26 protein-coding genes, 1 tRNA gene and 1 pseudogene are annotated in these 23749 nt (G+C 66.5%); 18 read left to right on the top strand and 10 right to left on the bottom strand.

Translation table 11 applies throughout. The features are described from left to right. Nucleotides 1–593: 593 nt before the first annotated feature. Nucleotides 594–1577 carry a C1 family peptidase gene (locus tag IEZ17_RS29300; protein ID WP_189305371.1) on the top strand — a complete coding sequence of 328 codons (984 nt, stop codon included), beginning with the start codon at nt 594–596 and terminating at the stop codon, nt 1575–1577. Between the two features lie 618 nt (nt 1578–2195). Then, nucleotides 2196–2387, top strand: a pseudogene (locus tag IEZ17_RS43030) (NUDIX hydrolase); the annotation flags it as partial. A gap of 208 nt (nt 2388–2595) precedes the next feature. Here the strand turns inward: IEZ17_RS43030 and IEZ17_RS29310 are convergent. Beyond that, nucleotides 2596–3075 (bottom strand): ArsI/CadI family heavy metal resistance metalloenzyme, encoded by a 480-nt coding sequence (locus tag IEZ17_RS29310; RefSeq protein ID WP_189305372.1) that lies wholly within the window; start codon nt 3073–3075, stop codon nt 2596–2598. A gap of 79 nt (nt 3076–3154) precedes the next feature. On the opposite strand from IEZ17_RS29310, the gene IEZ17_RS29315 reads away from it, so the two are divergent. From IEZ17_RS29315 to IEZ17_RS29325, 3 genes are read left to right on the top strand one after another with little or no spacing between them, the layout of a single operon-like run. Continuing rightward, nucleotides 3155–3562, top strand: a complete 408-nt coding sequence (locus IEZ17_RS29315) for an ArsR/SmtB family transcription factor (RefSeq protein WP_189305374.1) — start codon at nt 3155–3157, stop codon at nt 3560–3562. Further along, nucleotides 3559–4653, top strand: coding sequence for an ACR3 family arsenite efflux transporter (arsB, locus tag IEZ17_RS29320; RefSeq protein WP_268249857.1), 1095 nt, complete (start codon nt 3559–3561; stop codon nt 4651–4653). Before IEZ17_RS29315 ends, arsB begins: the two co-directional genes overlap by 4 nt. Next, nucleotides 4646–5059 (top strand): arsenate reductase ArsC, encoded by a 414-nt coding sequence (locus IEZ17_RS29325; RefSeq protein WP_189305376.1) that lies wholly within the window; start codon nt 4646–4648, stop codon nt 5057–5059. The genes arsB and IEZ17_RS29325 overlap by 8 nt, the downstream gene beginning before the upstream one ends. Nucleotides 5060–5470: 411 nt before the next feature. Here the strand turns inward: IEZ17_RS29325 and IEZ17_RS29330 are convergent, their stop codons facing one another. Then, nucleotides 5471–6313 (bottom strand): hypothetical protein, encoded by an 843-nt coding sequence (locus IEZ17_RS29330; protein ID WP_189305378.1) that lies wholly within the window; start codon nt 6311–6313, stop codon nt 5471–5473. An 8-nt stretch (nt 6314–6321) separates the two neighbouring features. After that, a complete protein-coding gene (locus IEZ17_RS29335) occupies nt 6322–6903 on the bottom strand; it encodes a hypothetical protein (RefSeq protein ID WP_189305379.1) in 582 nt (193 codons plus the stop codon). 690 nt (nt 6904–7593) lie between these two features. Here IEZ17_RS29335 and IEZ17_RS29340 point away from each other — a divergent pair. Beyond that, entirely contained in the window at nt 7594–11331 is a 3738-nt protein-coding gene (locus IEZ17_RS29340) for an NACHT domain-containing protein (RefSeq protein WP_189305381.1), read from the top strand. Nucleotides 11332–11674: 343 nt separating this feature from the next. Here IEZ17_RS29340 and IEZ17_RS29345 read toward each other — a convergent pair whose 3' ends face one another. Genes IEZ17_RS29345 through IEZ17_RS29355 form a run of 3 tightly spaced genes read right to left on the bottom strand, consistent with a single transcriptional unit; the run spans nt 11675 to nt 12952 of the window. After that, the gene (locus IEZ17_RS29345; RefSeq protein ID WP_189305383.1) at nt 11675–12079 is read right to left on the bottom strand and encodes a hypothetical protein; all 405 of its coding nucleotides are present in this window, start codon (nt 12077–12079) and stop codon (nt 11675–11677) included. Next, nucleotides 12076–12498: a hypothetical protein gene (locus IEZ17_RS29350; protein WP_229852766.1), complete on the bottom strand. Its 423-nt coding sequence runs from the start codon at nt 12496–12498 to the stop codon at nt 12076–12078. The genes IEZ17_RS29345 and IEZ17_RS29350 overlap by 4 nt, the downstream gene beginning before the upstream one ends. Nucleotides 12499–12544: 46 nt before the next feature. Further along, nucleotides 12545–12952 (bottom strand): NUDIX hydrolase, encoded by a 408-nt coding sequence (locus tag IEZ17_RS29355; RefSeq protein ID WP_189305446.1) that lies wholly within the window; start codon nt 12950–12952, stop codon nt 12545–12547. Nucleotides 12953–13060: 108 nt separating this feature from the next. Here IEZ17_RS29355 and IEZ17_RS29360 point away from each other — a divergent pair, with 108 nt between their 5' ends. From IEZ17_RS29360 to IEZ17_RS29405, 10 genes are all read left to right on the top strand, one after another. Next, nucleotides 13061–13849, top strand: coding sequence for a GntR family transcriptional regulator (locus IEZ17_RS29360; protein WP_189305385.1), 789 nt, complete (start codon nt 13061–13063; stop codon nt 13847–13849). A gap of 185 nt (nt 13850–14034) precedes the next feature. Further along, nucleotides 14035–14391 carry an SCO3933 family regulatory protein gene (locus IEZ17_RS29365; protein ID WP_189305387.1) on the top strand — a complete coding sequence of 119 codons (357 nt, stop codon included), beginning with the start codon at nt 14035–14037 and terminating at the stop codon, nt 14389–14391. Nucleotides 14392–14396: 5 nt separating this feature from the next. Further along, the gene (locus tag IEZ17_RS29370) at nt 14397–15773 is read left to right on the top strand and encodes an FtsK/SpoIIIE domain-containing protein (RefSeq protein ID WP_189305389.1); all 1377 of its coding nucleotides are present in this window, start codon (nt 14397–14399) and stop codon (nt 15771–15773) included. Between the two features lie 87 nt (nt 15774–15860). Then, nucleotides 15861–16553 (top strand): DUF2637 domain-containing protein, encoded by a 693-nt coding sequence (locus IEZ17_RS29375; RefSeq protein ID WP_229852776.1) that lies wholly within the window; start codon nt 15861–15863, stop codon nt 16551–16553. 15 nt (nt 16554–16568) lie between these two features. Next, nucleotides 16569–16754, top strand: coding sequence for a hypothetical protein (locus IEZ17_RS29380; protein ID WP_189305393.1), 186 nt, complete (start codon nt 16569–16571; stop codon nt 16752–16754). Further along, nucleotides 16754–16945 carry a mobile element transfer protein gene (locus IEZ17_RS29385; protein WP_189305395.1) on the top strand — a complete coding sequence of 64 codons (192 nt, stop codon included), beginning with the start codon at nt 16754–16756 and terminating at the stop codon, nt 16943–16945. The genes IEZ17_RS29380 and IEZ17_RS29385 overlap by 1 nt, the downstream gene beginning before the upstream one ends. Before the next feature lie 13 nt (nt 16946–16958). Beyond that, the gene (locus IEZ17_RS29390) at nt 16959–17153 is read left to right on the top strand and encodes a hypothetical protein (RefSeq protein WP_189305397.1); all 195 of its coding nucleotides are present in this window, start codon (nt 16959–16961) and stop codon (nt 17151–17153) included. Nucleotides 17154–17180: 27 nt separating this feature from the next. Then, nucleotides 17181–18563, top strand: a complete 1383-nt coding sequence (locus tag IEZ17_RS29395) for a replication initiator (RefSeq protein WP_189305399.1) — start codon at nt 17181–17183, stop codon at nt 18561–18563. Next, on the top strand, nt 18560–18748 hold the full coding sequence (locus IEZ17_RS29400) for a helix-turn-helix domain-containing protein (protein WP_088798294.1): 189 nt from the start codon (nt 18560–18562) through the stop codon (nt 18746–18748). Before IEZ17_RS29395 ends, IEZ17_RS29400 begins: the two co-directional genes overlap by 4 nt. Then, nucleotides 18748–19899, top strand: coding sequence for a tyrosine-type recombinase/integrase (locus IEZ17_RS29405; RefSeq protein ID WP_189305401.1), 1152 nt, complete (start codon nt 18748–18750; stop codon nt 19897–19899). The genes IEZ17_RS29400 and IEZ17_RS29405 overlap by 1 nt, the downstream gene beginning before the upstream one ends. 68 nt (nt 19900–19967) lie before the next feature. On the opposite strand, the gene IEZ17_RS29410 is transcribed toward IEZ17_RS29405, so the two are convergent. The 3 genes from IEZ17_RS29410 to IEZ17_RS29420 all read right to left on the bottom strand — a co-directional run bounded on the left by IEZ17_RS29410 (nt 19968) and on the right by IEZ17_RS29420 (nt 20581). Then, a tRNA-Arg gene (locus IEZ17_RS29410) sits at nt 19968–20043 on the bottom strand. Between the two features lie 92 nt (nt 20044–20135). Further along, complete coding sequence (locus IEZ17_RS29415) at nt 20136–20420, bottom strand: hypothetical protein (protein WP_189305403.1); 285 nt, start codon at nt 20418–20420, stop codon at nt 20136–20138. Then, the gene (locus tag IEZ17_RS29420) at nt 20417–20581 is read right to left on the bottom strand and encodes a hypothetical protein (protein WP_189305405.1); all 165 of its coding nucleotides are present in this window, start codon (nt 20579–20581) and stop codon (nt 20417–20419) included. The genes IEZ17_RS29415 and IEZ17_RS29420 overlap by 4 nt, the downstream gene beginning before the upstream one ends. 102 nt (nt 20582–20683) lie before the next feature. Between IEZ17_RS29420 and IEZ17_RS29425 the strand changes: the two genes are divergently transcribed. After that, nucleotides 20684–21334 (top strand): TetR family transcriptional regulator, encoded by a 651-nt coding sequence (locus IEZ17_RS29425; protein ID WP_189305407.1) that lies wholly within the window; start codon nt 20684–20686, stop codon nt 21332–21334. On the opposite strand, the gene IEZ17_RS29430 is transcribed toward IEZ17_RS29425, so the two are convergent. Continuing rightward, nucleotides 21285–22691: a M6 family metalloprotease domain-containing protein gene (locus tag IEZ17_RS29430; protein WP_189305409.1), complete on the bottom strand. Its 1407-nt coding sequence runs from the start codon at nt 22689–22691 to the stop codon at nt 21285–21287. The genes IEZ17_RS29425 and IEZ17_RS29430 overlap by 50 nt on opposite strands. Before the next feature lie 234 nt (nt 22692–22925). Between IEZ17_RS29430 and IEZ17_RS29435 the strand changes: the two genes are divergently transcribed. Next, complete coding sequence (locus IEZ17_RS29435; protein WP_189305447.1) at nt 22926–23603, top strand: TetR/AcrR family transcriptional regulator; 678 nt, start codon at nt 22926–22928, stop codon at nt 23601–23603. The last annotated feature ends 146 nt before the right edge of the window (nt 23604–23749 follow it).

Raw genomic sequence — 23749 nt, forward strand, 5'->3', positions numbered from 1 at the left:
CGTGCGCTGCCGACAAGGGCGTCGACTGTCAATGACATTGAGGGTGCCGCGAGTTCTTCGGCGGCATTCCACGCCACTTACAAGCACCTCGTGGCGGGGCGTAGCGCGGACTGCCGTGGACTGGCACACGGCATGTGACCTGCGCCGATGTGAGGCCGTTCACTGCGGTTCCCCATGGCGTGGAGAGGCGGGAGAGGGTGCCGTGAGGCTGTGGAGCCGCATGCTGTGCCGGGCTCCTCATGCCCTCCGGTTCGACGAATAATTTGTGATCACTGACACGTGGGACTTGCTTCGGTGTGCGTGGTTCGGCTAGCTTCCGTTGCTCATTGGACATGCCTTCGAAAGCGTCCAGTTCACGAGAGCTGCGGTAGCCGTCAATTCTTCGATCGGCGCCAGAAAATTCCCGCAGCTGACCAAAGCCCAGGAATCCCGTTTCCGGTCCACAGACGCTCAACGCGCCTGCAGAAGACGGGCCTTGCGACACGCAACCCGGCACTGGGACATCCGTCCTGACCGGCTCGCCCGGGGCCTTGGGGAGTGCCGTCCAACTCCCTCCAGTTTCAGGCCCCTGACAATGCAAAGGACATTCATTCATGACTCGTGCATCCCGCAAGTGGAAGGCCGTCAGCGGCAAGTCACGCGCCGCCATCGCACTCGGCACGGGAGTAGCGATCGCAGCCGTGGCCGTCGGGGTCTCCACGGCGAGCCCCGTCGTGCCCGGTCAGGGCCAAGCACCCAGCCGGGCGTCACAGGCTCTCAGCGGAAAGAAGCACCCGTTCGGCCTCGGCGCTGTGCCGTCCAAGTCGGCGTGGCGCCAGTCCGTGCTGCGCAAGTCGGTTCAGCCGAGGCTGGCGGCCACCGCTCTCCGCCCGACGTCCGTCGCTGCCAAGCCGAACACGACGAGCCTTCAGAGCCTTCCTGCCAGCGTCGACCTGACCAAGTTCGCGGCCAAGCCCGGCAACCAGGGCCGGGTCGGTGCCTGTGTCGCGTGGGCCATCGACTACTCCGCCTACAGCGTCCTGGAGAACGAGCAGGGGATCAAGGGCGGACCCCAGGCGCCCATGTACACCTACGCCCAGATCGTCAAGGGGCGGAACATGGGCACCTCGGCGGAGCAGCACTTCAAGATAGCCACCTCACAAGGCGTCGACTCCAAGTCCGACTACGCGCAGGGGGACTTCGACTACACCACCCAGCCGACCGCCCACGAGCGAGCCAACGCGGCGAAGTGGAAGCTGTCCGGCTACACCCCGCTGCACACCGGCAACCAGATCAAGAACGACGTGAAGGCCGCTCTGGCCCAGGGGGAGCCGGTCGTCATCGCGATTCCGGTGTACAACAGCTTCTTCCGTCTGACCCCGCAGCAGGCCGCCTCTTACACGTACTCTCCGGCCGCCGGCGAGCAACTCGCGGGCGGACACGCGATCACCATCGTCGGCTACAACAGCAAGGGCGTGCGGGTCGAGAACTCCTGGGGCACCGGCTGGGGCGACCACGGATACATCAACCTCTCCTGGAACTACCTCGCCAACCAGGTGCGGGAAGCCAACGCCGTCGGCAAGCTCGTCAAGCGGTAAAACCCAACGGGGCACCTGACCAGGTCGGCCCGAACGACACGGCTCCGTCCACGGCCCCACCTGTCTACCGACCCGCCCAGCGGTCAGAACCACCAGGGGCGGCGACGAACTGTCAGCCCTGTTGCCAACCGCATCAGCGGTGGCCTCTTGGCCATGCGGCTCTGGCCGCTGCGGTACGGATCCCGGGCAGTCTCGCATCCCACCCGCGATCAGCCGTGGTTCAGGCCGCTACATCTCGTCTCCGGCTCTGGGGGCCACTGCCGGACAACGATGCAGGCCGCTGCGCCCCGAACAGCCCCCGTCGTGGCCGGTCAGGGACGGTGTCGGGCCGGTTCCCACTGGGCGGTGGCGCGGTGACGGTCCGCATGCTGGATCTACGCTGGATCGCGCTCCAAATCCCGCGATCATCGCAGATCACAGCGGAGTCGTCGATGGTCCGGTGCAACGTTTGATGCCCGTCATGGCATCGATTCAGCGATCTGGCAAACATGCGGTTCAGGCGGGGTCGGTTCCATCTGGAGCCGACCCCGTCGCCATGCCCGGTGCCGGATCCGTGCTGGATGCTCGGAGGGCCTCCGCACGACGCAGACCGCATCAGCCCTGTGACGACGATGGGTTGTGCGACGCGTCCGGCCTCCGTTGCCAGGACCGGGAACGTCTCGCGGACGTGTGCTGATGGTGCGGCGCCGGATCGGCGAGGGGAAGCTCTCCTGGCAGCTCCCGGCCGGCGATGTCGAGCCCGGCGAATCCCGCGAGGACATCGCTGTGCGAGAGACCGAGGAGGAGACCGGACAGGGGCGATCCGCGGTCCCGCCGACTCACGGCCCGGTTCGATGCCCGGTGGGCACGGATGGGGCACGGCGCGATCCGGTTTGGCCGTCCGGCTGTCCTGGGCCTTGTCCAACGTCGCCGGTCAGTGGTGGCTCGGCTCGGTTCGGCGATGGATTGCTGCTGCAAGCTGTGCGGCAGCGGATGGGTGGTGTGCGCGGGTGAGCGCGCGGCACTCGGAGGTGGAGCGTCAACTGCTGGAGCTGCAAGCCGCCGCGGCGCCTGGTTCCTCCGACTCGCCGGAGTCGGTCGAGCAACAGATGCCCGGAGGCGGGTTCGGATCGGAGCTCTTGCCAAGCGTGTCGGCTTCGGCCTTGACGGCGTAGACCTCCCAGGGCTCGTTGCCGGGGCCATGGATCCAGACCTTGTCCTGGAGGGCGTAGCAGCAGGAGGTGTCGTTCTCCTCGAAGGTCGCCAGCCCGGATTCCTTGAAGCGGTCGGTTGCGGAGGTGACCTGCTCGGTGGTGTCGACTTCCACGCCGAGGTGGTCGAGGCGGGTCTCCTGTCCGGGCTCGCCCCGGATCAGGACGAGCTTCAGGGGTGGCTCGGCGATGGCGAAGTGGGCATAGCCCTCGCGACGCTTGGCAGGTTCGGTGCCGAACAACTTCGAGTAGAAGGCGATCGACGCCTCCAGATCGCTGACGCGCAGGGCGAGCTGGGCACGGGACACGGCATGCCTCCGAATGGACTGCATTGAAGTCTTTCGATGCAAGGTTGCGCCCTGAATCGAAGAACGTCAACATAGACGCATGTCGAATCAAGAGCTTGAGGTGCTCGGCCACGACGGCGCGGTCGATGCCTGCTGCCCGGGGTTGCTGACGGCCCCCCTCGACGAGGGGCAGGCCGTGGAGCTGGCGAAGGTGTTCAAGGCGCTGGGCGACCCCGTGCGGCTGCGGCTGCTGTCGATGATCGCCTCCAGGGCCGGCGGAGAGGTCTGCGTCTGCGACCTCACCCCTGCCTTCGACCTCTCTCAGCCGACGATCTCCCACCACCTCAAGCTGCTGCGGCAGGCCGGCCTGATCGACTGCGAGCGGCGCGGTACGTGGGTCTACTACTGGCTGCTGCCTCAGATGACCGACCGCCTCGCCGGCATCCTCACCCGCCCCGGCGGCGAGCCGTTGCCCGTTCGCGCCGAGGCTGCAGGGGGTTGCTCGTGAGCGCCACCGCACCCGAGTCGGGGGTGGCCGGCCGCCTGTCGTTCCTCGACCGCTACCTCGCCGTGTGGATCGTGGCCGCGATGGCGGTCGGCCTGGGCCTGGGCCGGTTGGTGCCGGGCCTTGGGGAGGCGCTGGCAAAATTCACCGTCACCGGGGTCTCGCTGCCGATCGCGCTCGGCCTGCTGGTGATGATGTACCCGGTCCTGGCCAAGGTCCGCTACGACCGGCTCGACACCGTCACCCGAGACCGCCGCTTGCTCCTGCCCTCCCTGCTGCTGAACTGGATCGTGGGCCCGGCCGTCATGTTCGCGCTGGCCTGGTTGTTCCTGCCGGACCTGCCCGAGTACCGCACCGGATTGATCATCGTGGGCCTGGCCCGCTGCATCGCCATGGTCATCATCTGGAACGATCTGGCCTGCGGCGATCGAGAAGCCGCCGCCGTCCTGGTCGCCCTCAACTCGGTCTTCCAGGTCCTGGCCTTCAGCCTGCTGGGCTGGTTCTACCTCTCGGTCCTGCCCGGCTGGCTCGGGCTGGAACAGATCGGACTGAACGTCTCGGTGTGGGCGATCGCCCGCAGCGTGCTCATCTTCCTCGGCATCCCCCTCGCTGCCGGCTTCCTCACCCGGCGTCTGGGCGAGAAGGGCAAGGGCCGCAGCTGGTACGAGACGAAGCTGATCCCGCGGATCGGCCCGTTCGCCCTGTGGGGGCTGCTGTTCACGATCGTCGTGCTCTTCGCCCTCCAGGGAGACGCGATCACCTCCCGGCCGCTGGACGTTGCGCGGATCGCGCTGCCGCTGCTGGTGTACTTCGCTCTCATCTGGGCCGGGTCGATGGCCCTGGGCAAGGCCGTCGGCCTGGACTATCCGCGGGCGACGACCCTGGCGTTCACCGCGGCCGGCAACAACTTCGAACTCGCCATCGCCGTAGCCATCGCCACCTTCGGCGCCTCCTCGGGACAGGCCCTCGCCGGCGTCGTCGGACCCCTCATCGAGGTACCCGTCCTGATCGGCCTCGTCTACGTCGCCCTCTGGGCCCGCCGCTTCTACACCTCACCCCTCGCCGCACCGCAGAAAGAGACCACCTGTGCCTGAGCCTGACGCCGCCGCCCGACCATCCGTCCTCTTCGTCTGCGTCCACAACGCCGGCCGCTCCCAGATGGCCGCGGCCTTCCTCACCCACCTCGCCGGTGACCGCATCCAGGTGCGCTCGGCCGGCTCCGCCCCCGCCGAGACCGTCAACCCGGCAGTCGTCCAGGCAATGTCCGAGGTCGACATCGACATCTCCGCCGAAATACCCAAGGTGCTCACAACGCAAGCCGTCCAAGCATCCGACGTCGTGATCACGATGGGCTGTGGGGATGCCTGCCCCGTCTTCCCCGGCAAGCGCTATCTCGACTGGCAACTGTCCGACCCCGCCGGACAGGGGCTCGACGCCATCCGCCCGATCCGCGACGAGATCGAACGACGCGTCCGCCAACTGATCGACGAGATCGCCTAACGCACTGGTGGCACCGCCCCTGAGCTCAACGGTCGAACGACGTGCACGGGGAGATGGTCTTGTCGTACTGCGAACGCCATGAACTGCACAACTGCGCCGACTGCACACCTGACGGCCGTGTACGACGTGCCGGCCACAGGTCCGACGGGGGCGGGTCGAAGTGGGCGGGCTGGCCAAAGGGCGCGATCATCATTCACTACGAGGGCAAAGCGCACCTACCCGGGTGTACCCATCTGAGCGAAAGCGCCATCCGAGCACCGAAGTTCGGCTGGGTGACCGATCCCGCTGCGGGTGCGTGGCGGCGACTGTCTGCGTCCGCCCCGCTCCGGCCGACGCAAGGCAATATCAGCCTCGCTGGAGTCAGCCGTTGCGAAACGTGCGACGCCACGCAGTAGAGCACGTCAGCGCTGGTCACGGCCTGGGGAGCATGCCGCGCAAGTGATCGAGGTGCTGCCGCACATGGTCGGCCAGGTCGGCGTAGAACGGCACGCGGGCTGCTGCTTGGAGGACTTCTGTGCAGGCGGTCAGCTCCCCGAGTCGGCCGGAGGGAGTGCCCAGGACGTGGGCGAACTCCTTGCGAACTCGTTCTGCAATGTCTGGCACGGGGAGGGAGTGCAGGTAGAGGTTGGCTGCGTCGTAACCGGTGGGGGCAGTGCCCCACCCCTCCCAGTCCATGAGGCATAGCTGTGGACCGGTGAGGTTGGCCCAGTGAAGGTCGCCGTGTGCGGTGGTCCAGGTGATCTCGCTTGGGGTGATGCCGGTGTACTCCGGGACACGGCGGCGAATGTACTGCTCGCGCACGGCCTGGCGGCTGGTGTCGATGCGCGCGAGGTGGTCGAGGGCCTGGTGGAGGCTGTGCCACCAGGAGTCCGGCAGGTCCGCGCCATGGTGGAGGACCGGGCTGCGGGACACCGGTGGTGTGTCGACGTGCTGGTACAGCTCGGCCCGGTAGACCCAGCCGTCGGCCGACCAGTCCCACACCCTGAGCAGCCGTGGTCGGGGCACAGCGGGAGACACGGATCGTTCCGCTTCCTCGGGGCCCTCCCACAGCTTCCCGCGCGCTTTGCCCTCGGGTTCGCTGACCAGCCGTAACCAGGCGGGGCTGTCCGGGGCCGTCACGGCCCCGGACAGCGTCCGGCCTGCATATCCCCACACTTCTCCGCCCACGGCATCGGCGACGTCCAGCAGGGCGCAGGCGTGGCCGCGGGCGGAGAGCATGCGGTCCCTGACAGCGGGCTCAGGGGCAGTGAACATCAGGCTTGCTACCTGCTGCGGCTGACGGCGGCGACGTCGGCCGCGACCAACTCGGAAACCAGAGCAGCGACCTGGCCGACGGGGAGCGATGAGGCTACCGCCAACTCGCCCAGGGATGTGGTTCTTCCCTCGGCGAGGTGCCTGACCATGGCGAGGGCATGGGAGGCGAACGTCCATTGCTGGCCGCCTGCGCTCATCACTACGCGGCCCTCGCCGTCCACCTCGTACCACGCGCCCGACGCGGTGAGGCGGACGCGGAGGTCTTCGTCGGCGGGGATGCCGCCGACGAACGGCAGGGACGGCATGGGCCGACCTACGTCCATCGTGCCCCGCGCGAGGAGGAACTCCTCGATCACCCCTTCGTGCAGGGCTCCGGTGAACTCCTTCAGCAGGGCCGCCAGATGGGATACCTGTTCTTCGCGGGAGGCGAGGTGGGGGAGGTTGGCACGGACGGTTGCTGAAGCCCGCAGCTGGTCGGCCATCCACGCGAGCAGGTCGGCGCCGGTGGTAGGTGTCAGGTCGCAGGTCAGGTGCAGGGAACGGCCTTCGGTGGCGGCGACGGCGTGCAGCCACATGGACAGGTTGCTCAAGCGCCGTCAGCCGGCGGCCTGAGGGGTGATTGCCGTCAAATGCTGCCGTCAAAACGGCCCGGACCATAGCTGGTCCGGGCCTTTTGGCTGGTGCCCCCGGGCAGATTCGAACTGCCGACACCCGCTTTAGGAGTTCGATCCGCCCTCGGCTTGGTCGGAGCCCGCGTTGTGCGACGGTGCCATACGTGGTTGCTGTGTGTCGCCACCGTCCGGGGTCGTTGATGTCAGCGTTGGATGTCAGCGGAACTTGGGGGAGCTGCACATCCAGCATCAGCATGGACACGGCCAAGACAGAGGTGTCTGCGGCGGTGCTGCTACCGCCGGCAAGGCGGGACGGCGTCTGACCGGCCCTAACATCGAAGGCCTGGCCCAGCTCCGCAGGGTCGTCGAACAATCCTTCGCCCTGCTCCGCCAGTTCAAGCGTCTGCCCGTGCGCCGGGAACGTCGCCTCGAAGTCCACGGCATCGTCTCGTTGGCCTGCAGTCTGATCTGCTGGCGCTGCCTCGCGGAGACGAGCCCAAGACCCCGCTACGAGCTCTACGGGGTGAGGCAGAGCGATGAATCTCGGCAAGGTCGGTCACGTTGGATACCTCCAGGCTTCATCCTTCCTGGGACTGACAGCGGTAGCCTGGCATCCTCAAGGCTGTCAGGGCCCGTTTCTGCTCGGCCAGTTGGGAAGGTTGGACTCAGTTGACATACCTCTACGAGCAACTGGACCCTGAGCGGTTTCAGCAACTTTGCCAGGCGCTCATCTCACTTGAGTACCCAGGCACGCAGTGTTTCCCCGTTGGGCAAAGGGACGGCGGTCGAGATGCCGTCCAGATGTTCGCGAATACACAGGGAAGCTATCGAGTATTCCAAGTCAAGTTCGTCAGGAATCCTTTCACTATCGACGACGTCCATAAGTGGCTGGTCGACACAATGAAGGGCGAAATTCCCAAGATTCTGGAAATTCTGAAGCGCAGGAAGGGTGCGATTGAGTATATTCTAGTATCCAACGTTCCTGGAACGGCATTTCCGGATTCGGGCTCTATTGACACTCTAAACGAGCTGCTAAACGCGAATTCTCCCGTTCCTATTCGCGCTTGGTGGAGGGACGATCTGGACCGGAGATGTGACGGTCATGCTGACGTCAGATGGGCATATCCGGACATGCTCCGTGGCACCGACGTACTGCAAGCCTTGGCGGAATCCATCGGGGGCGACCTATTGGGTAATCGCCTCGATGTCTTGAGAAGCTTTGCTGCGGAACAGTTCGACATGGACAACGAAGTACGCTTCAAGCAGGTCGAGCTGAGCAACGAAATCCTCAATCTCTTTGTCGATGTCCCTGCGGTCATTCCTTTGGCTCACGAAGAGGGGCGCCGCAAGGAAGAGAAGCGTGCGCTACAGATTCGCCAAATCGTTCAACAGATCGCCCAACGTGGTGGGTCACTTAACGATCGAGATGAGCCCATTGGTGCAGCTAGGTTGCTCCTCCATGACGACATAGCAAAACTCTCCGACCTGGTCGTGCTAGAAGGAGGTCCTGGGCAAGGAAAATCAACGCTAGCACAGTATGTATGCCAAGTGCATAGAATGCGCGTTCTGGGAAAAGTCGAGTTCGCCGCTCTCCCCAGAGAACATCAGGCTAAGTCTGTCCGCTTCCCGATTAGAGTGGACCTGCGAGAATACGCAACTTGGCTTTCGGGTAAGAATCCGTTTGGCCCAGAAGCTGAATCGCAGAGGCCGGTGCAATCGTCTAAGTCTCTTGAGTCGTTCATCAGCGCGTTGATTAGTGAGCAGTCAGGTGGCCGGACCTTCACTGTAGACGATCTCTCTGCTGTCGCGCGTTCCAGCTCGCTCCTCATTGTTCTTGACGGCCTGGATGAAGTTGCAGAGGTCCGCCTTCGCAATGACATGGTGAAGGAGATTGGCTCTGCGGCCAGGAGGATGAAAGAGTCCGCAGCTGCACTTCAAATGCTGGTTACGACAAGACCCTCAGCATTGGCCGAGGTATCTGAGTTCCCGTCCAAGCTGTTTCAGCGGTGGACCCTGACGCGACTTGGCCGGCCTCTGATTGAAGAATACTCAGAGCGGTGGGCGAAGTCGCGTCGTCTGAAGCCGAAAGAAACGGCTAATCTACGCAAAACGCTGGCCGAGAAGCTAGATCAGCCGCACATGCGCGACCTTGCGCGTAACCCCATGCAGCTTGCCATTTTGCTCACGGTAATTCATACGCGGGGAGGAAGTCTCCCTGATAAGCGGACAGCACTATACGATATTTACGTTGAGCTCTTCCTGGCTCGCGAAGCCGAAAAAAGTGAAATTGTAAAGAAACATCAAGAGGTGCTAATTGACCTGCATCGTTACCTTGCTTGGCTCCTGCATAGCGAAGCGGAGACGGGTAGAGCTCTCGGGAAAATCGAAGCTAGTCGCCTTCGGGAAGTGATCAAGGATTATCTTATCTCGGAGGGAAGAGACCCGGCTTGGACGAAGGACCTATTTACTGGCCTCGCGCAGCGTGTTGTTTTCCTCGTTGGTGCAGTTGAAGGCCTATTTGAGTTTGAAGTGCAACCGCTGCGAGAATACTTCGCCGGTCGGTTTCTCTACGAAACCGCACCTTACAGCCCTGTAGGAAGCCCAAGACGTGGGACAAAGGATGAGCGGTTTGACGCTGTAGCGCGTAGTACCCATTGGCTCAACGTGACGCGGTTCTACGCAGGCTGCTTCAGCAAGGGTGAGTTGCCGTCACTTGTCGACAGACTGGAGGTTCTCTGCGCCGATGGCGACCTAGGCCTTACGTCCCACCCTCGGTCGCTCGCTGCAACTCTTGTGGCTGATTGGGTCTTCAGTCAAAACCCTCGAAGCCTTAAAAAGGTGATCGAACTCATCCTAGACAAGGACGGATATCGCTCCCTTCTTGGTGATGACCGTTACAGCACAAGCGGCGGTGAGCCCATTACTCTGCCCGACGGCTGCGGGCGCACCGAACTCCTTGAGCGCTGTCTAAGTGTTCTAAGCGGAGCACCGCCACGGGACATACAGGTCTCGATCACCGCACTCGCGCAGAAGAATGGCACTCGCGAAGAACTCTATCTTCTGTGGCTGGATGGGTTCTCTCTTCTCTCCTCCAGCGATGAGAAAATCTCTTGGGTTTGGTCTGGCTACTTCCTAGGGGTTCTAAATTTCCAGGGCGACGAAGCCTTGCTCAGGATCTTCACGGAGTTCGGTGTTCCTTTTGATGCCCAAGTGATCGGGGCAATGATTGCTGCCGGCAGGGCGAGCTACTTTGCTCAGCGCTCTGATCTTCTTGAGCATTTCAGAGATACCCTATTCGATGGTTTCATTGCGGGATTCCGATCTCCTCGTAGAATCAAATCTGCAGTGGATCTGTTGTGTGTTGCGCTCAACCCTATGCCTCTTTTGAGGAACCATCATGATATTCGACGTACATACGGCGAAAACCTAGCTCGTGTGGTGGGCTTTAACCTGCCGCAGAGCGAGAGCGAAGTAGCTCCTGCCCACGAAGCCAAGGTTGACGCGGTGGTTCGGGCATTTCAGGAGCTTCTGGGTGCTCCTCAGCAAGAAGGCTCTCCCACATCAGATGGTGCATTCGCTGAATACGTTAGAAAAGTCGAGTCCATTCTGGGGCAGAAATGGCCTGTATGGGGTATGGCTTGTGCGCTTTCGCTTGCCGCTAAGCGCGGTAAGAGAGGTGAAGTGCCAATCAGTGAGCTGTTTGATGAGTCCGTGAGCGTGGTTGATCGAGTCAGATATGCGCGGCTGCAAGCAGGAAACGCCGCGTGGTGGAAAAAACAGCTTGGAGCAGCGGATCCAGAAAAGCGGCAAATTTGGGCTTTGGTGGCTTTGTCCTTCTGCGGCCCTGCTACGCTCGCGAAGGTCTGCGGTGAGCTCGACGATGTGGTCGAGAGCCTGCACGCCCGGGAGGGTGAGCGACTGGTTAGTGGCATCGAACAAATCCGAGGATGGCTCGGCGTATATCGCGATGTGCGCGTCGATTTACTGCCTGAAGTGATGAGCCCTCGACTCGCTGCCATTCTTTCAATTTGGTCTAATGGTGGCGTGCGGCAAGAAATTGTAGATAGGTATCTATCGAGCTATATCGGTGACGAACCTTACATTCATGATGCTATTTTCGGTTGCGCAATTGACGGCATTCGATCTGGGCATGTGGATTGGGGTGCGGAAATTGACAGAATTAAGCGGGCTTATCGAGCGACAGGACTTTCAATGTCGCACCTGGGATACATGCGACCGTCCGTCAACATGCCTGTGGAGGTGGCTCGCAAAATCGCAAGTAACGCTGTCTCGTATCCGATTTTTTTGGTTCGGGTAGCAGAGACCAGCATGCGGAGGGCGCTGGCGGAAAAGACAGTTCCTCTATCAAGAGTTGCAGAGCGTGGCGGCTGGTTCGAAGAAGACTGAGGTCGGCGGAGCGGCTTTGGGCTGGAGCTGCTTTGGCGCGAGTGATCATGGCCCCGTAAGCTTCCGGCGCGTCGGGCAGTCTGTGGACCTGCCCGGTAAAGCACGACGTTGGGGCCATGATCTTAGAGGCTCGCGCCAAAGTGGCTGCCTAAAGCCGTGGAGCCGACCGCCCCAGCTACGGCGTACCCCTTCTCTGGCCGCAAGCGGCTGATCGTTGAGCGCGCGGGACGGGCTCCGGCCGGGCTGGAGCGGGGCGGAGACAGGAGCGCAGGCCCGGCCGGGGGCTGGGCCGCGCGCGGCGAGCGCGAGCGAGCCGCCTTGAACCCGTAGAGAAAGTTGTTACTCAGTAAGGCGTGGGGGCTTTCGGTCGTGGCGTGAACTTCTCGGCGCATGCAGGGAGTTCGGCCGCCTCGCGGTGGGCCAGGCCGAGGAAGAGCACGGGTCGGGCGGTCCACTCGATGCGGGTGTCTCGGTGGCTGATGGTGATGGCGTAAGGCGTGGTGTACGCAAGGGTCTCGATGGCGCTCACGTAGCCGCCGGCCAGCCAGCTTTGGGCGCGTGCGGCTGCCTCGGGTTCAAGGGCTGAGGTGATCGTGCGGAGTGCGATGCGTATCCATCGGACGGCTTGGACGGCGTTGTCGGCCTCGCAGGAGGCGAGTAGGACGGGAGCCTCGCCGGTCGCCGGGCTCTGAGTCCAGCACTCGCACCAGTATCCGGGGCGAAGTGCAGGCAGGGCTACGTGGTTCATTTCGCGTTCCATGCGGGACTCACTGACAGCGTGTAGCGGGTGGCTTCGTCGTAGATCGTGAAGAGGTAGGAGTCGCCTCGGGTGAGGGCGAGGAGCGCGTACTCGTGGGCGGCCTGATCGCTGAGCCAGTGGCGGACCGGTCGGGCTGCCGGGGCGTCGAGCTGGTCGGTGATGTCGGTGGCTCGGCCGCGAAGCCAACGCAGTGCCAGGCGTGGAGTGGCCGCGGAGCGTAAGCCGAGAGAGACGGAATGGCCTTCGTGGGGTGCATGAGCGACGGCCTCGCACCGGTAGCCGGCACCAGCGCCAATCGCTTGATCACGGCCGATGCCGTACAGCGCCCACCCGCCAAGGCCAACTTTCTCCAGCGAACTTGAGTGTTCGAGTCCAACAGCTAGGCGACTGCTCGTATACTCGTCCATACAAGCTCCTTTGTGCTGGTAGGCCGCTATGGGCAGTGGGTTCGAGCTAGATGAGTTTCACGCCGTCGTGCGCCCGCACGGCGGGTGGCGAGGCCGCGTCAAGGGCGTCCAGGACGCGGATCGCGTACGCCTCGTCGGCGAGCTCGGTGACTTCCTCACGGGTGACCCAGCGCAGGGCGCGAGTCTCTTCGCCAGTGGTGGGGATGCCGTCGATCGCTTCGCAGCGGAAGACCATCGAGACGATCAAGCCGGTCATGTTCTTGTAGATGCCGGTCAGGGTCGCCGGGAGGGCGATCTTGATGCCGGTCTCTTCGAGTACCTCGCGCTGGAGGGCTTCGGGGATGGTCTCCCCGCGTTCGAGTACACCGCCGGGCGGTTCCCATTGGCCGTTGTCCCGGCGCTGTATGAGCAGAGCACGGCCCCGGTCGTCGACGATGACGCCGGCGACGCTCACGGAGTGCGGGCGCTCGGTGCTCACGGAACTTCGATCCCCTCGGCTGGCTAGGCTTCCCACGGTAGCAACCAGAGTCAGCCGCTCGTCTAGATACCTGTAGGAGTGGAAATGCCCGCACAGACTACCGCCGCGCTCGGCGCGCTGGACCCCACCAGCGACCGGGCGGTGTTCCGGCAGATCGCCGACCAGCTGCGCGAAGCGATCGACAAGGGCCGGTACAAGGAGGGCGACAAGCTCCCGTCGGAGACTGAGCTGGTCGAGCACTACGGGGTGTCGCGGATGACCGTCCGCAACTCCCTGTCCGTCCTCCAGGGCGAGGGCCTGGTGGTCTCCGAGCATGGCAAGGGTGTCTTCGTCCGGCCGCGTCCGCCGGTCCGGCGGCTGGCCTCGGACCGCTTCGCCCGGCGGCACCGTGATCAGGGGAAGTCGGCGTTCACCGTGGAGGCGGAAGCCGCGGGGAGCCGGCCGGAGGTGGACAGCCTGGAGGTGAAGGAGGAGCGGCCCTCGCAGGACATCGCCACGCGCCTGGGCGGGCCGCGCCGAGTGCTGGCTCGTCGCCGCCGCTACCTGCTCGACGGCCGGCCGGTCGAGTTCGCTACGTCGTACATCCCGCTCGACCTGGCGACGGGCACCCCGATCGCCGAGCCCAACCCCGGCCCCGGCGGCATCTACGCCCGGCTGGAAGAGCTGGGGCACCGCCTCGACCACTTCGACGAGGAGATCCGCGCCCGGATGCCCTCGCCCCATGAGGTCAAGACGCTCCGGCTGGCCGCTGGCGTCCCGGTGATTCACCTGATCCGTACCGCGTATGACACCGAGGGGCGTGCGGTTGAGGTCTGCGACACGGTGATGGCCGCCGACGCGTACGTCCTCAACTACCAGCTCCCGGCTACCTGATGGCTGGGCGGATGGAACGCTGACGTGCTTCCGCCCCTCCTCTGCCGACTCGTACACACGAGACAGGGAACTCATATAGACGAGTAGCCGTCTCTATGTCATAGTGGTCCGCAGGTTCCCGAGCCATCGGGGGCAAAGGCGGCAGCTTGTCTAGACGACTAGCTGTCATGGAGAAGGAGAAAGCATTGCGTTCCATCCGCGTTGAGACCTCGGCGGCCACGATCCTGCTGACCGAGGCTCCGGAGAAGAAGCTGAAGGACCGGCGAACCGGTGAGGTCGCCACCGACGCCAACACCGGTGACGTGCTGTGGACGGTCGGGGTCGTCTACATCGAGGAGGGCGAGTCGTCGCTGGTCAAGGTCACCGTTCCGGAGAAGGGACTGACCGAGGGGCTGACGGTCGGGGCTCCGGTCTCGCTGGCCGGTCTGGTGGCCCGGCCGTGGGAGTCCACGTTCAACGGACAGGCGCGGCACGGCATCGCCTTCCGGGCAACCGCCGTGATGCCCGCCGAGTTCCAGGTCCCGGCTGCGGTGGGGGCCTGATCGCCGTGTCCGATCTGCTGACGTTGATGGAGGTGGGTGCTCCGGTCGCCGCGCTTGGTGGCGGGGGTGCCTACCTCCGGGCGAAGCATCCGGCCGCTTTCTGGTGCACGGCTGGACTGCCGATATCCACGGCCCGGATGCTGGGCACGTACGGCTCGACGATGGAGGCGTGTGGGCTGACCGTTCAGCCGTCGCGGCTCCGGGCCCTGTTCGTCCAGGCGACGACTCGGCGCGAGGTGCGGCCGGTTCCGCCTCGTCGGGGCCTGATCCGGCCGACCTCGACGGGCATGCGGGTCCGGCTGCGCCTGGCGCCGGGGCAGGAGCCGGCGGACGTGGCGGCTTCGGCCGAACGGCTGCGGCACGCTTGGGGCGTTCACGCCGTGTACGTCTCCGAGGTCAAGCCGGGCGTGGTCGAACTGCGGCTCGTCGGCTTCGACGTGCTCCGTAAGGTCCGTATGCCGCGGAAGACCGAGGGCGGGTTCCTCAAGGTCTCGGTGGCGCTGAGGGAGGACGCGACCGCGTACGTCCGCGACTACCGCACGACCCCGCATCAACTCACCCTGGGGGCCACGCTTTCGGGCAAGTCGATGTTCCAACGCCACCTGGTCGCAGGGCTCGCCCCGCAGCCGGTCGCGCTGGTCGGGATCGACTGCAAGCGGGGTGTGGAGTTGGCGCCGTTTGCCCCGCGGTTGTCGGCGCTGGCCACCGAGCCGGGGCAAGCGGCTGACCTGCTGCCGGTACTGGTGCAGTTGATGGAAGATCGGTACGACCTGATCAAGGCCCGGCAGGGTATCGCCCCGGGGACCCCGGACGAGGAGATCACCTCCGACATCTGGGGCCTGCCGGAGTCCGAACGGCCTGTGCCCGTGGTGGTGTTCGTGGACGAGGTAGCCGAGCTGTTCATGGTCGCCACCCGTAAGGACGAGGAACGGCGGGACGAGATGGTCACCCAGCTCATCCGCCTCGCCCAACTCGGTCGCGCCGCCGGCATCTACCTGGAGGTGTGCGGCCAACGGTTCGGCGCCGAGCTGGGCAAGGGCGCCACCATGCTCCGCGCCCAGCTCACCGGGCGGGTCTGCCACCGGGTCAACGACGAAGCCTCGGCCAAGATGGCTCTTGGTGACATCGCTCCCGAGGCCGTTGGCGCCGCTTGTGCCATCGCACCCGAACGGCCCGGCCTGGCTGTCGCTGGGGACACCTCCGGCGGCTGGTCCCGCATCCGCACCCCGTATCTGTCGCTCGCCGACGCTGCCGCCGTGTGCGCCGCCTCGGCCCACCTGGTGCCGGACGTTCCGGCGCTCGATCGCTTCCGGCCCGTCGTACCGGTTGGGCCCGCTAACCCGCCGGTTTCGCTGGTCAAGCCGCTGCCGGTGACCGGCTAACCCACCTTCCCTCAACGGTGGGTGCGACCACCTCGCGCCAGGTCCCTACCCGATCCATGCCAGAAATCGGAAGGAGGTCCGTCCATGCTGCGGGCCTACATGGGCCGCGTAGATGCGGTGCTCGTCCAAGCCGTCATCGCTGCTGCCCTGTCGTTCGCCCACCTGCACGACATCGCCGCGGTGGCCGGACAGGACGGTTGGAAAGGCTGGGCCTATCCGGTCTCGGTGGACCTGTTGCTTGTGGCGGCTTGGCGGCGGCTGCGGTCCGGGGCGGCCAAGCGGGCCGGGTGGTGCTGGTTCGTCATCGCGTTGACCGCCTCACTCGGCGCCAACGTGGCAACCGCCGGCCTGCTCGACGTCCACGCAGTACCGGCCTGGCTGCGCATCCTCGTCGCCGGATGGCCCGCGGTCGCCTTCCTCGGCGGAACTCTGCTCGCGCACTCCAGCCCTCGACCGGCTGAGGTCGAGACCGCACCCGAGCCTGAGCCGGAACAGGTCAACACTCCGGCGCCCGGCCCGGTGCCCGCGGAGCCCGAACCCGAGCCGGAACCAGTCAAGTTCAAGCCCAGCGACGAGGCGCCAGAGCTCGAACCCGCCCCGGCGGCGTCGCCTGGCCCCGCGCTCCCAGCGCCGTCCGTCCCGGCCGCCCTGGTCGACTACGCCCGAAAGGTCGCCGCTGACCACCGCACCCGTACCGGCGCCCCCATCGACACCACGACCCTGCGCGCCCGCCTCGGCGTCCCCGCACAACTCGCTGAAGCCGTCGCCGCCCAGCTGTGAAAGGAGATCACCCCCGTGCGTCCGTCCACCCTGCGCGCATTACAGCGCGCTGCCGAACTCACCCGTGCTGGCCGCTTCGTTGAGGCCATGGCCACCGCCGAGCCCGTCATCCTCGCCGCCGACCCGGAGGAGAGCGAAGAGATCGGCTGCTGGCTCACCGAGCACGCCGACGACTTCGTACGCAAGCCGGAGGAACGCTGATGCCCGCCAACCGCCGCTTCCGCAACCTCGTCCGCATCGGCCCCGTCCGGGTCGGCACCGCCTACGACGCGAGGGGCCGGGAGAAGCACACCGCCGCGTGCACTGCCCCGCGTTGCGGCTTCTCCGCCGACTATGACAGCCGCGCCGCCGCCGAGCTGGCTGCCCGTACCCACCGCTGCCCGGTCCGCTGAAAGGCCCTCGCCCGTGACCATCACCCTGCCCCTCGTCTTCGTCCTCGGCGTCATCGCCTGGGCCGCGATCAAGTTCCTCGGCATCCGTATGTGGGCCGCCATCGTGATCGCCCTCTTCGGCTTCTGGCTCGCCCACACCTTCCTCGCACCCGCCGTGGAGTCCGGCACCCGCACCGGGGTCCACATCGTCAACGGCAAACACATCTAGACGACTAGCCAAGGAGACGTTCGCTCGATGCCCGCCCACACCACGCCGCCGATCAAGCACCTGGCTGCTCTGGCCTCGCTGGGCACCATGCCCGCCCTGCTCCGGCAACTCCGGGGCCTGGGCGGGTGCGGCCAGCCCATCCGCCTCGACGGTCACCGCACCGAGATCCACCCCACCACCGGACAGATCCTCTCCGAGCTGCACGCCACCGACCTGCCCGCCGGCCACCTCCTGGTCCGCTGCAACAACCGCCGCACCACCCGGTGCCCCGCCTGCGCCGAGACCTACCGCCGCGACACCTACCAGCTCATCACCGCCGGGCTCCGCGGCGGCAAAGAAACCCCCGAACAAGTCGCCGCCCACCCACGCGTGTTCGCCACATTCACCGCCCCGTCATTCGGCCCAGTCCACAACCGCCCTACGGGAACCAGCGGAACGGTCCGCCCCTGTCGCTGCGGCACACGGCACCCCGACGGCGCCCCTGAGCTGGGCACCGCACTCAACTCCGAGACGTACGACTACGAGTCGGCAGTGCTGTGGAACGCCCACGCCGGCGCCCTGTGGCGGCGCTTCTCGATCTACCTGCGGCGAGAGATCGCCAAGCGAGCGGGCCTGTCCCAACGGGCCTTCCGGCACCACGCTCGCGTGTCCTTCGCCAAGGTCGCCGAGTACCAAAAGCGCGGCGCAGTCCACTTCCACGCCGTGATCCGCCTCGACGGCCCGGCCGGCGGCGACACCTCGCCCCCCGCATGGGCCACCGCAGACCTCCTGACCGACGCCATCCAGGCCGCCACCACCAACGCCACCGTGCCGGGCCCAGTGGTCGATGGCAGGGCCCACACCTTCGCGTTCGGCAAGCAGCTCGACATCCGCCCGATCCGATCCGCGGACTTCGACGGCGGCACCGAGCTGACCGAACGCGCGGTAGCTGCGTACATCGCCAAGTACGCCACCAAGGGCGCCGAGACGGCCACGGGCACCCTGGACCGGCCACTCAAGTTCCTCGCCGAACTTGCCCAGCTCGACATCAGCGACCATGCACGCCGCATGATCCGCACCGCCTGGGCCCTCGGTGGACGGCGCGACCTGGAAGACCTCCGGCTACGCGCCTGGGCCCACATGCTCGGCTTCCGCGGCCACTTCTCCACCAAGACCCGTCGCTACTCGACCACGCTCGGCGCCCTCCGCACCGCCCGCGCCGAATGGCGACGGCTCCAAGCCCAAGCGAATTCCCCGGAGCCGGCCCCCGCCGACAACGACGAGACCACGCTCGTCCTCTCCCACTGGTCCTTCGCCGGAACCGGTCTCACCGCCGGCGAGTCCTGGCTCGCCACCACCATCCATCCCGACCCCAAACACGACCGCGAACTCCACGCCGACCTCAACCCCGAAGGAGACAACCGCACATGACCACCGCCACCGGGCAACTGCTGACCGTGCCGGAGGTCATGGCACGGCTGAAGTACGGACGCTCCAAGGTCTACGACCTCATCCGCTCCAAGCGCCTCACCTCGATCACCGAAGGCCGCTGCCGCCGAATCCCCGAGAACGCCTTGCAGGACTACATCCGCGACCGGATCGAGGAGGCCGCCTGATGCCCCCACAGCGCAAGCGGAACCCCAACGGGGCCGGCACCATCACCCAGCGCAAGGACGGCCGATACCAAGCTGCCGTGTACGTCCTCCAACCCGACGGCACCCGCGCCCGCAAGTACGCCTACGGCAAGACCTGGACCGAATGCGACGCCAAGCGCCGCGAACTCCTCGACAAGGTGGACCAGGGCGTACCCGTGCCCACCAGGTCGGCCAAGCTCGCCGAATGGCTGCCCTACTGGCTCGACAACGTGATCAAGCCTCGTCGGAAGCTCAGCACGTACGACAAGTACGAGTCGCATGCCCGGCTCTACCTTGTGCCCATGCTCGGCGCGAAGCGGCTCGAATCCCTCGGCGTCGCGGATGTCCGCCGTTTCCTCGTCCGCCTGGAGAAGCAGACCACGGCGGCAACGGCCAAGGAATCGCATCGAGTTCTGCGCTCGGCGTTGTCCTCGGCCTGCCGTGAGGAGCTGATCACACGCAACGTCGCGAAGCTCGTCGAGCCGCCCCGCACCGACTCACGGGAGGTGAAGCCCTGGACGCTGAACGAGACGTTGGACTTTCTTGCCGCTGCCCGCACTGATCCGCTCTACGCGGCCTTCGTGCTGGCTATCGCAATGGGCCTCCGTCGGGGAGAGATCGTCGGTCTCCGCTGGACAGACATCGATCTCGACAGCCGCGTTCTCTACGTCCGCCAGCAGACGCAACGCCGCCGTGGTGTCTTGTACGACGACGATCCGAAGAGCCGTCGCCGTCGTGCCGTCCCGCTGCCCGCGCTGTGCATCGCGCCGCTTCGCTGGCACCGGATGCGGCAGGCCGATGTACGAGCCAAGGCGGGGGAGAGGTGGCGGGAGGCCGGCTACGTCTTCACGACTCGCACAGGTCGCCCCGTCGAGCCGCGGAACGTCTACCGTTCCTTCACCCGTGTCGCCGCTTCCGCCGGCCTCCGCGTGGTCCGGCTGCACGACGCTCGGCACGGCACGGCCACGCTCCTCACGGCGGCCGGAGTTGCGCCCCGCGTGGTGATGGAGATCCTGGGGCACTCGCAGATCAGCATCACCATGGACGTGTACACACACGTGGTGCAGGACACCCAACGTGAGGCCATGAGCCACATGGACCGGCTGTTGAGGAGGCGTCCCGGTCGCCAGTGACCGCACCCGTTGATGTCAGGTGTGGATGTCAAAGGCCACCTAGGAACGTTCCTAGGTGGCCTTCCTGCTGGTGCCCCCGGGCAGATTCGAACTGCCGACACCCGCTTTAGGAGAGCGGTGCTCTATCCCCTGAGCTACGGAGGCGGGGGGATCTGGGTGATCCGATCCGGCGACAAGCGTAGCGGATGGCGGGTGGGGGGCGTGGAGTGCGGGGCTTTGTGGTGAGCCGTGGGTGGTCAGCCGATGTGCCAGCTGAGGGTGCCGTCGGCGGCGGTGAGTGCGGCGAGGAGGAGAAGGTCGGCGGCGCCGAGGGCGATGCCCAGGAGGGCGCGTCCGCGGCGGTTGGTGCCGCGGGTCAGGGCGAGGGTGCCGAGGACCAGGGCGCAGGGGCCCAGCACGATGTTCAGGACCAGGGTGCCGAGCAGGCCCAGGATGAAGGAGGCCACGGCCATGCCGTCCGCGTGGGAGCGGGCGGGGCGGGCGGGCTCGGCGGTCCCGTGGGTGTTGGTGGCGGTGCTCATCGGGTGGCTCCCTCGGCCCGGTGGCGGCGCTCGCGTACGGAGAAGATGATCAGCCAGGTGGCGATGGCGGCGGCGGCGACGAGGGTGACGGGGAGGGGGAGGTGTGCCGCGGTGCCCAGCGCGATCCCCATCAGGAGGAGGGCTGCGACGAGGAAGAGCATGATCTTCCTTTCGGAATTCGGAGGACAGTTGTTCACTGACATCTTCAGTCTACGACTGTGCGGGAGTGGAATGGTTCGGAGAACGGTTGTTTACTGGATGACATGAGTCACAGTGTGGGTGGAGTCCGGCAGGCCCAGAAGCAGAAGACCCGTCAGGCGCTCCTCGATGCGGCGCTCGGGCTGCTGGAGGAGCAGAGCCTGAGCAGTCTGGGGCTGCGCGAGGTGACGCGGGTGGTGGGCATCGCCCCGACCGCGTTCTACCGGCACTTCCGGGATCTGGGGGAGCTGGGCGTGGCGCTGGTCGAGGAGGCGCTGGGGAGTCTGCACGCCATGGTGCGCGCGATCCTCGTCGAGCAGGCCGGGGCGGAGGAGCGGATAGACCGTACGGTCGCGGTCGTCGAGCGGCATGTGCGGGAACACCCCGCCCACGTGCGGTTCGTGGCGCGTGAGCGGCACGGCGGTGTGCGGGCCGTGCGGCAGGCGATTGCGGGGGAGCTGGCACGGTTCACGGAGGAGGTTGCGGAGGTGCTCAAGTCGCAGCCGGTGTCGGCGGGTTGGCGGGACGAGGACATGCGGATGCTGGCCGAGCTGTATGTGGACCGGCTGGTGACGACGGCCGCGGAGCTGATCGATGCGGCGGAGGACGGGGCGGAGGGGGCGGCGGAAGAGGTCGTGTCGCGGTCGCGGCGGCAGCTGCGGCTGATCAGTATCGGGCGGCGCCACTGGAAGGAGGAGGGAGGGGAGGTGGTGTAAGGGGAGGGGGTGTGAGGGGCGGCAGGGGGAGGGGAGGTGGGGCGGGCGGGTCCGGGGGGAGTTGCCGGGGGTGGGCGGGGGTGACGCGTACGCGGTAGGTGCCGTCCGTGTTCTCGGCGAGGACGGTGACGGTGACGCCGCTCGTGTGGTCCCTGAAGGTCTGGCCGGGGCGGAAGGGGGCGTCCGTCAGGTCCGGGTCGACGTTGGGGGCCCCGGTGTAGCAGCCGCGGCTGTGCGGGGTGGCGTCGATGACGCGGATGGGCGCGTGGCCCGTGCGGACGTCGGTGGCCACGTGGTAGATGAGGACGCCGGGGCGGCAGACGATCGGGTCGAGCAGGCCGCTGGTGCGGGCCTCGACGACGAAGCCGCTGTGCGGGCCGGTCGGGATGATGACGATCTTGGTGCCGCCGGGCGTGGAGACCGGGGTGAGGGTGTGGTCGGCGGGCGTTCCGCCGGTGGGTGCGCAGTGCACCTGGCCGGGGGTGAGCCAGCCCATCTTCCACTTGTGCCAGCCGAGGAAGTCGTTGGTCGGTCCCCAGTCCTCGTCCATCGGGTCCCAGTGGCCGACCGGGGTCGGGCCGTCCCGGTCCTCGGTGAAATAGAGGTCGGGCAGGCCGAAGGAATGGGCGTTCTCGTGGTTGATGACCCGGAAGGCGCTCAGCCCGGTCTGCCGGCTCCAGATGAACGACACGTTCGTGAACGGCTTCCCGCGGCCGGTCTTCAGGCCCAGGTCGCTGCCGCTGAAGGTCACCGACAGGACCGTACGGGTGGCCGGCGGGCCCGCGTTGGGGGTGGTGATGATGTTGATGACGTCGTAGTCGCGGAAATCCACGTACGGGTCGACGGCGTGCACGATCTCCCGGGAGAGCGCGTGGTAGCCGCTGTTCGAGGACGGGTCGAACTCGGCGCCGCGGGTGATGCCGTACTCCTCCAGGGGGCGGGACATCCGCAGCCATCGGAAGAAGGGGCGGGGGACGTAGTTCAGTCGGCCGTACGAGCTGGTGCGGAAGTAGTCCGTGGCGGCCGGGAAGAACTCGGCGAAGCGGGCCATGGGCGACAGCCGGGCGGGGGCGTCCGGGAAGTCGACGAAGAGCGTGAGGGCCCGGACGGTGCCGGAGGAGTGGGCGAAGCCGGCGGGGGTGGGGGCGGCTTCGGAGACGTCGTCGCTGATGCCGCGCAGGGCGCAGGGGCCGGCGGGCGGAGCGCCGGCGGCGGGCCGTAGCGCGGCGGCGGGGTGCGAGGGCGGGGTGCCGGCGGCGGGCGGTAGGGCGACGGCGCCGGGGTGCGAGGACAGAACGACGGCAGCGGCCACGGTGGTCGCGCCTGCGGCCAGTGCCGCGCAGAGCTTCTGCCTCATGCTTTTCAGCTTGCGGCGGGGGATCTTGACCGGCGCGCGGGGCTGCGTCAAATGGAGGGTCGCCGGGGGGCGGCGTGTCGGTCCGGCGGGGGTTCGGCCATGAGTGGCCCACGTCACAGGGTGGCCGGAAATATCCGGGGAGACGGTCCCCGTTTAACCGTGCGTGGGGCGAACCGGGGAACGCATCCCCGGTTCGTGCGTCCAGGAGTGACGAGAGAGGAGTGTGCCGACGTGATCGCTTCGCTGCGTTGCGGTACGGGTGCGCAGCCCCGGCTGCGGGCCGATGCGCTGCGCAACCGGGAGCGGATCATCGCAGCCGCCCGGGAGACGATGGTCGAGTTCGGGGCCGAGGTCCCGTTCGATGAAATCGCTCGACGTGCGGGTGTCGGCAATGCGACGCTTTATCGTCACTTCGCGGATCGCCAGGAGTTGATCCACCACGTCACGCTCTCCGTCATGTCCCGTACCGCGGACCGCGCGGAGAGTGCCCTCGCCGAGGAGCCAGATGCCTTTGAAGCGCTGCGGCGCTTTGTCCACGCTGCGGTGGAGGAGCGGATCGGGGCGCTGTGCACGCTGCTCTCGGACGGCATCGACCCGGCCCATCCCGATCTGCTCGCCGCGAGCGAGCGCCTGGAGGCGGCCGTCGAGGCCGTCATGGGCGCCGCGCGCGACAGCGGCCAGCTGCGCACCGACATCGCCGTCGGTGATCTGATGGTCGCGCTCACCCAGCTCACCCGCCCGCTGCCGGGATGGGGGTACCCCCGGACGAAGTCTGGGGGAGGCTGTCTCGACTTCGACAAGTTCGTGCACCGGCATCTCCAGTTGTTCCTGGACGGTCTGCGGGCGCCCGGCCGGTCCGAACTTCCCGGATCCGCCGCCACGTTGGAGGACCTGAGGCACCACCGCCCGTGAGCCCGTAGCGCTCGCCGGCCCCGTAGGACCACACGGGGCCGTCCGCGCGGTGGCGCGTCCCTGCCGGCCGCCGCGTCCGTCCTGTCGTCCCGATTCCCTGTCCCGTCGCACGTCCGTCCCGCGCGAGACGCCCGTCCCGTGGAACA

The organism is Streptomyces albospinus, from assembly GCF_014648695.1.
Taxonomy (GTDB): domain Bacteria; phylum Actinomycetota; class Actinomycetes; order Streptomycetales; family Streptomycetaceae; genus Streptomyces; species Streptomyces albospinus.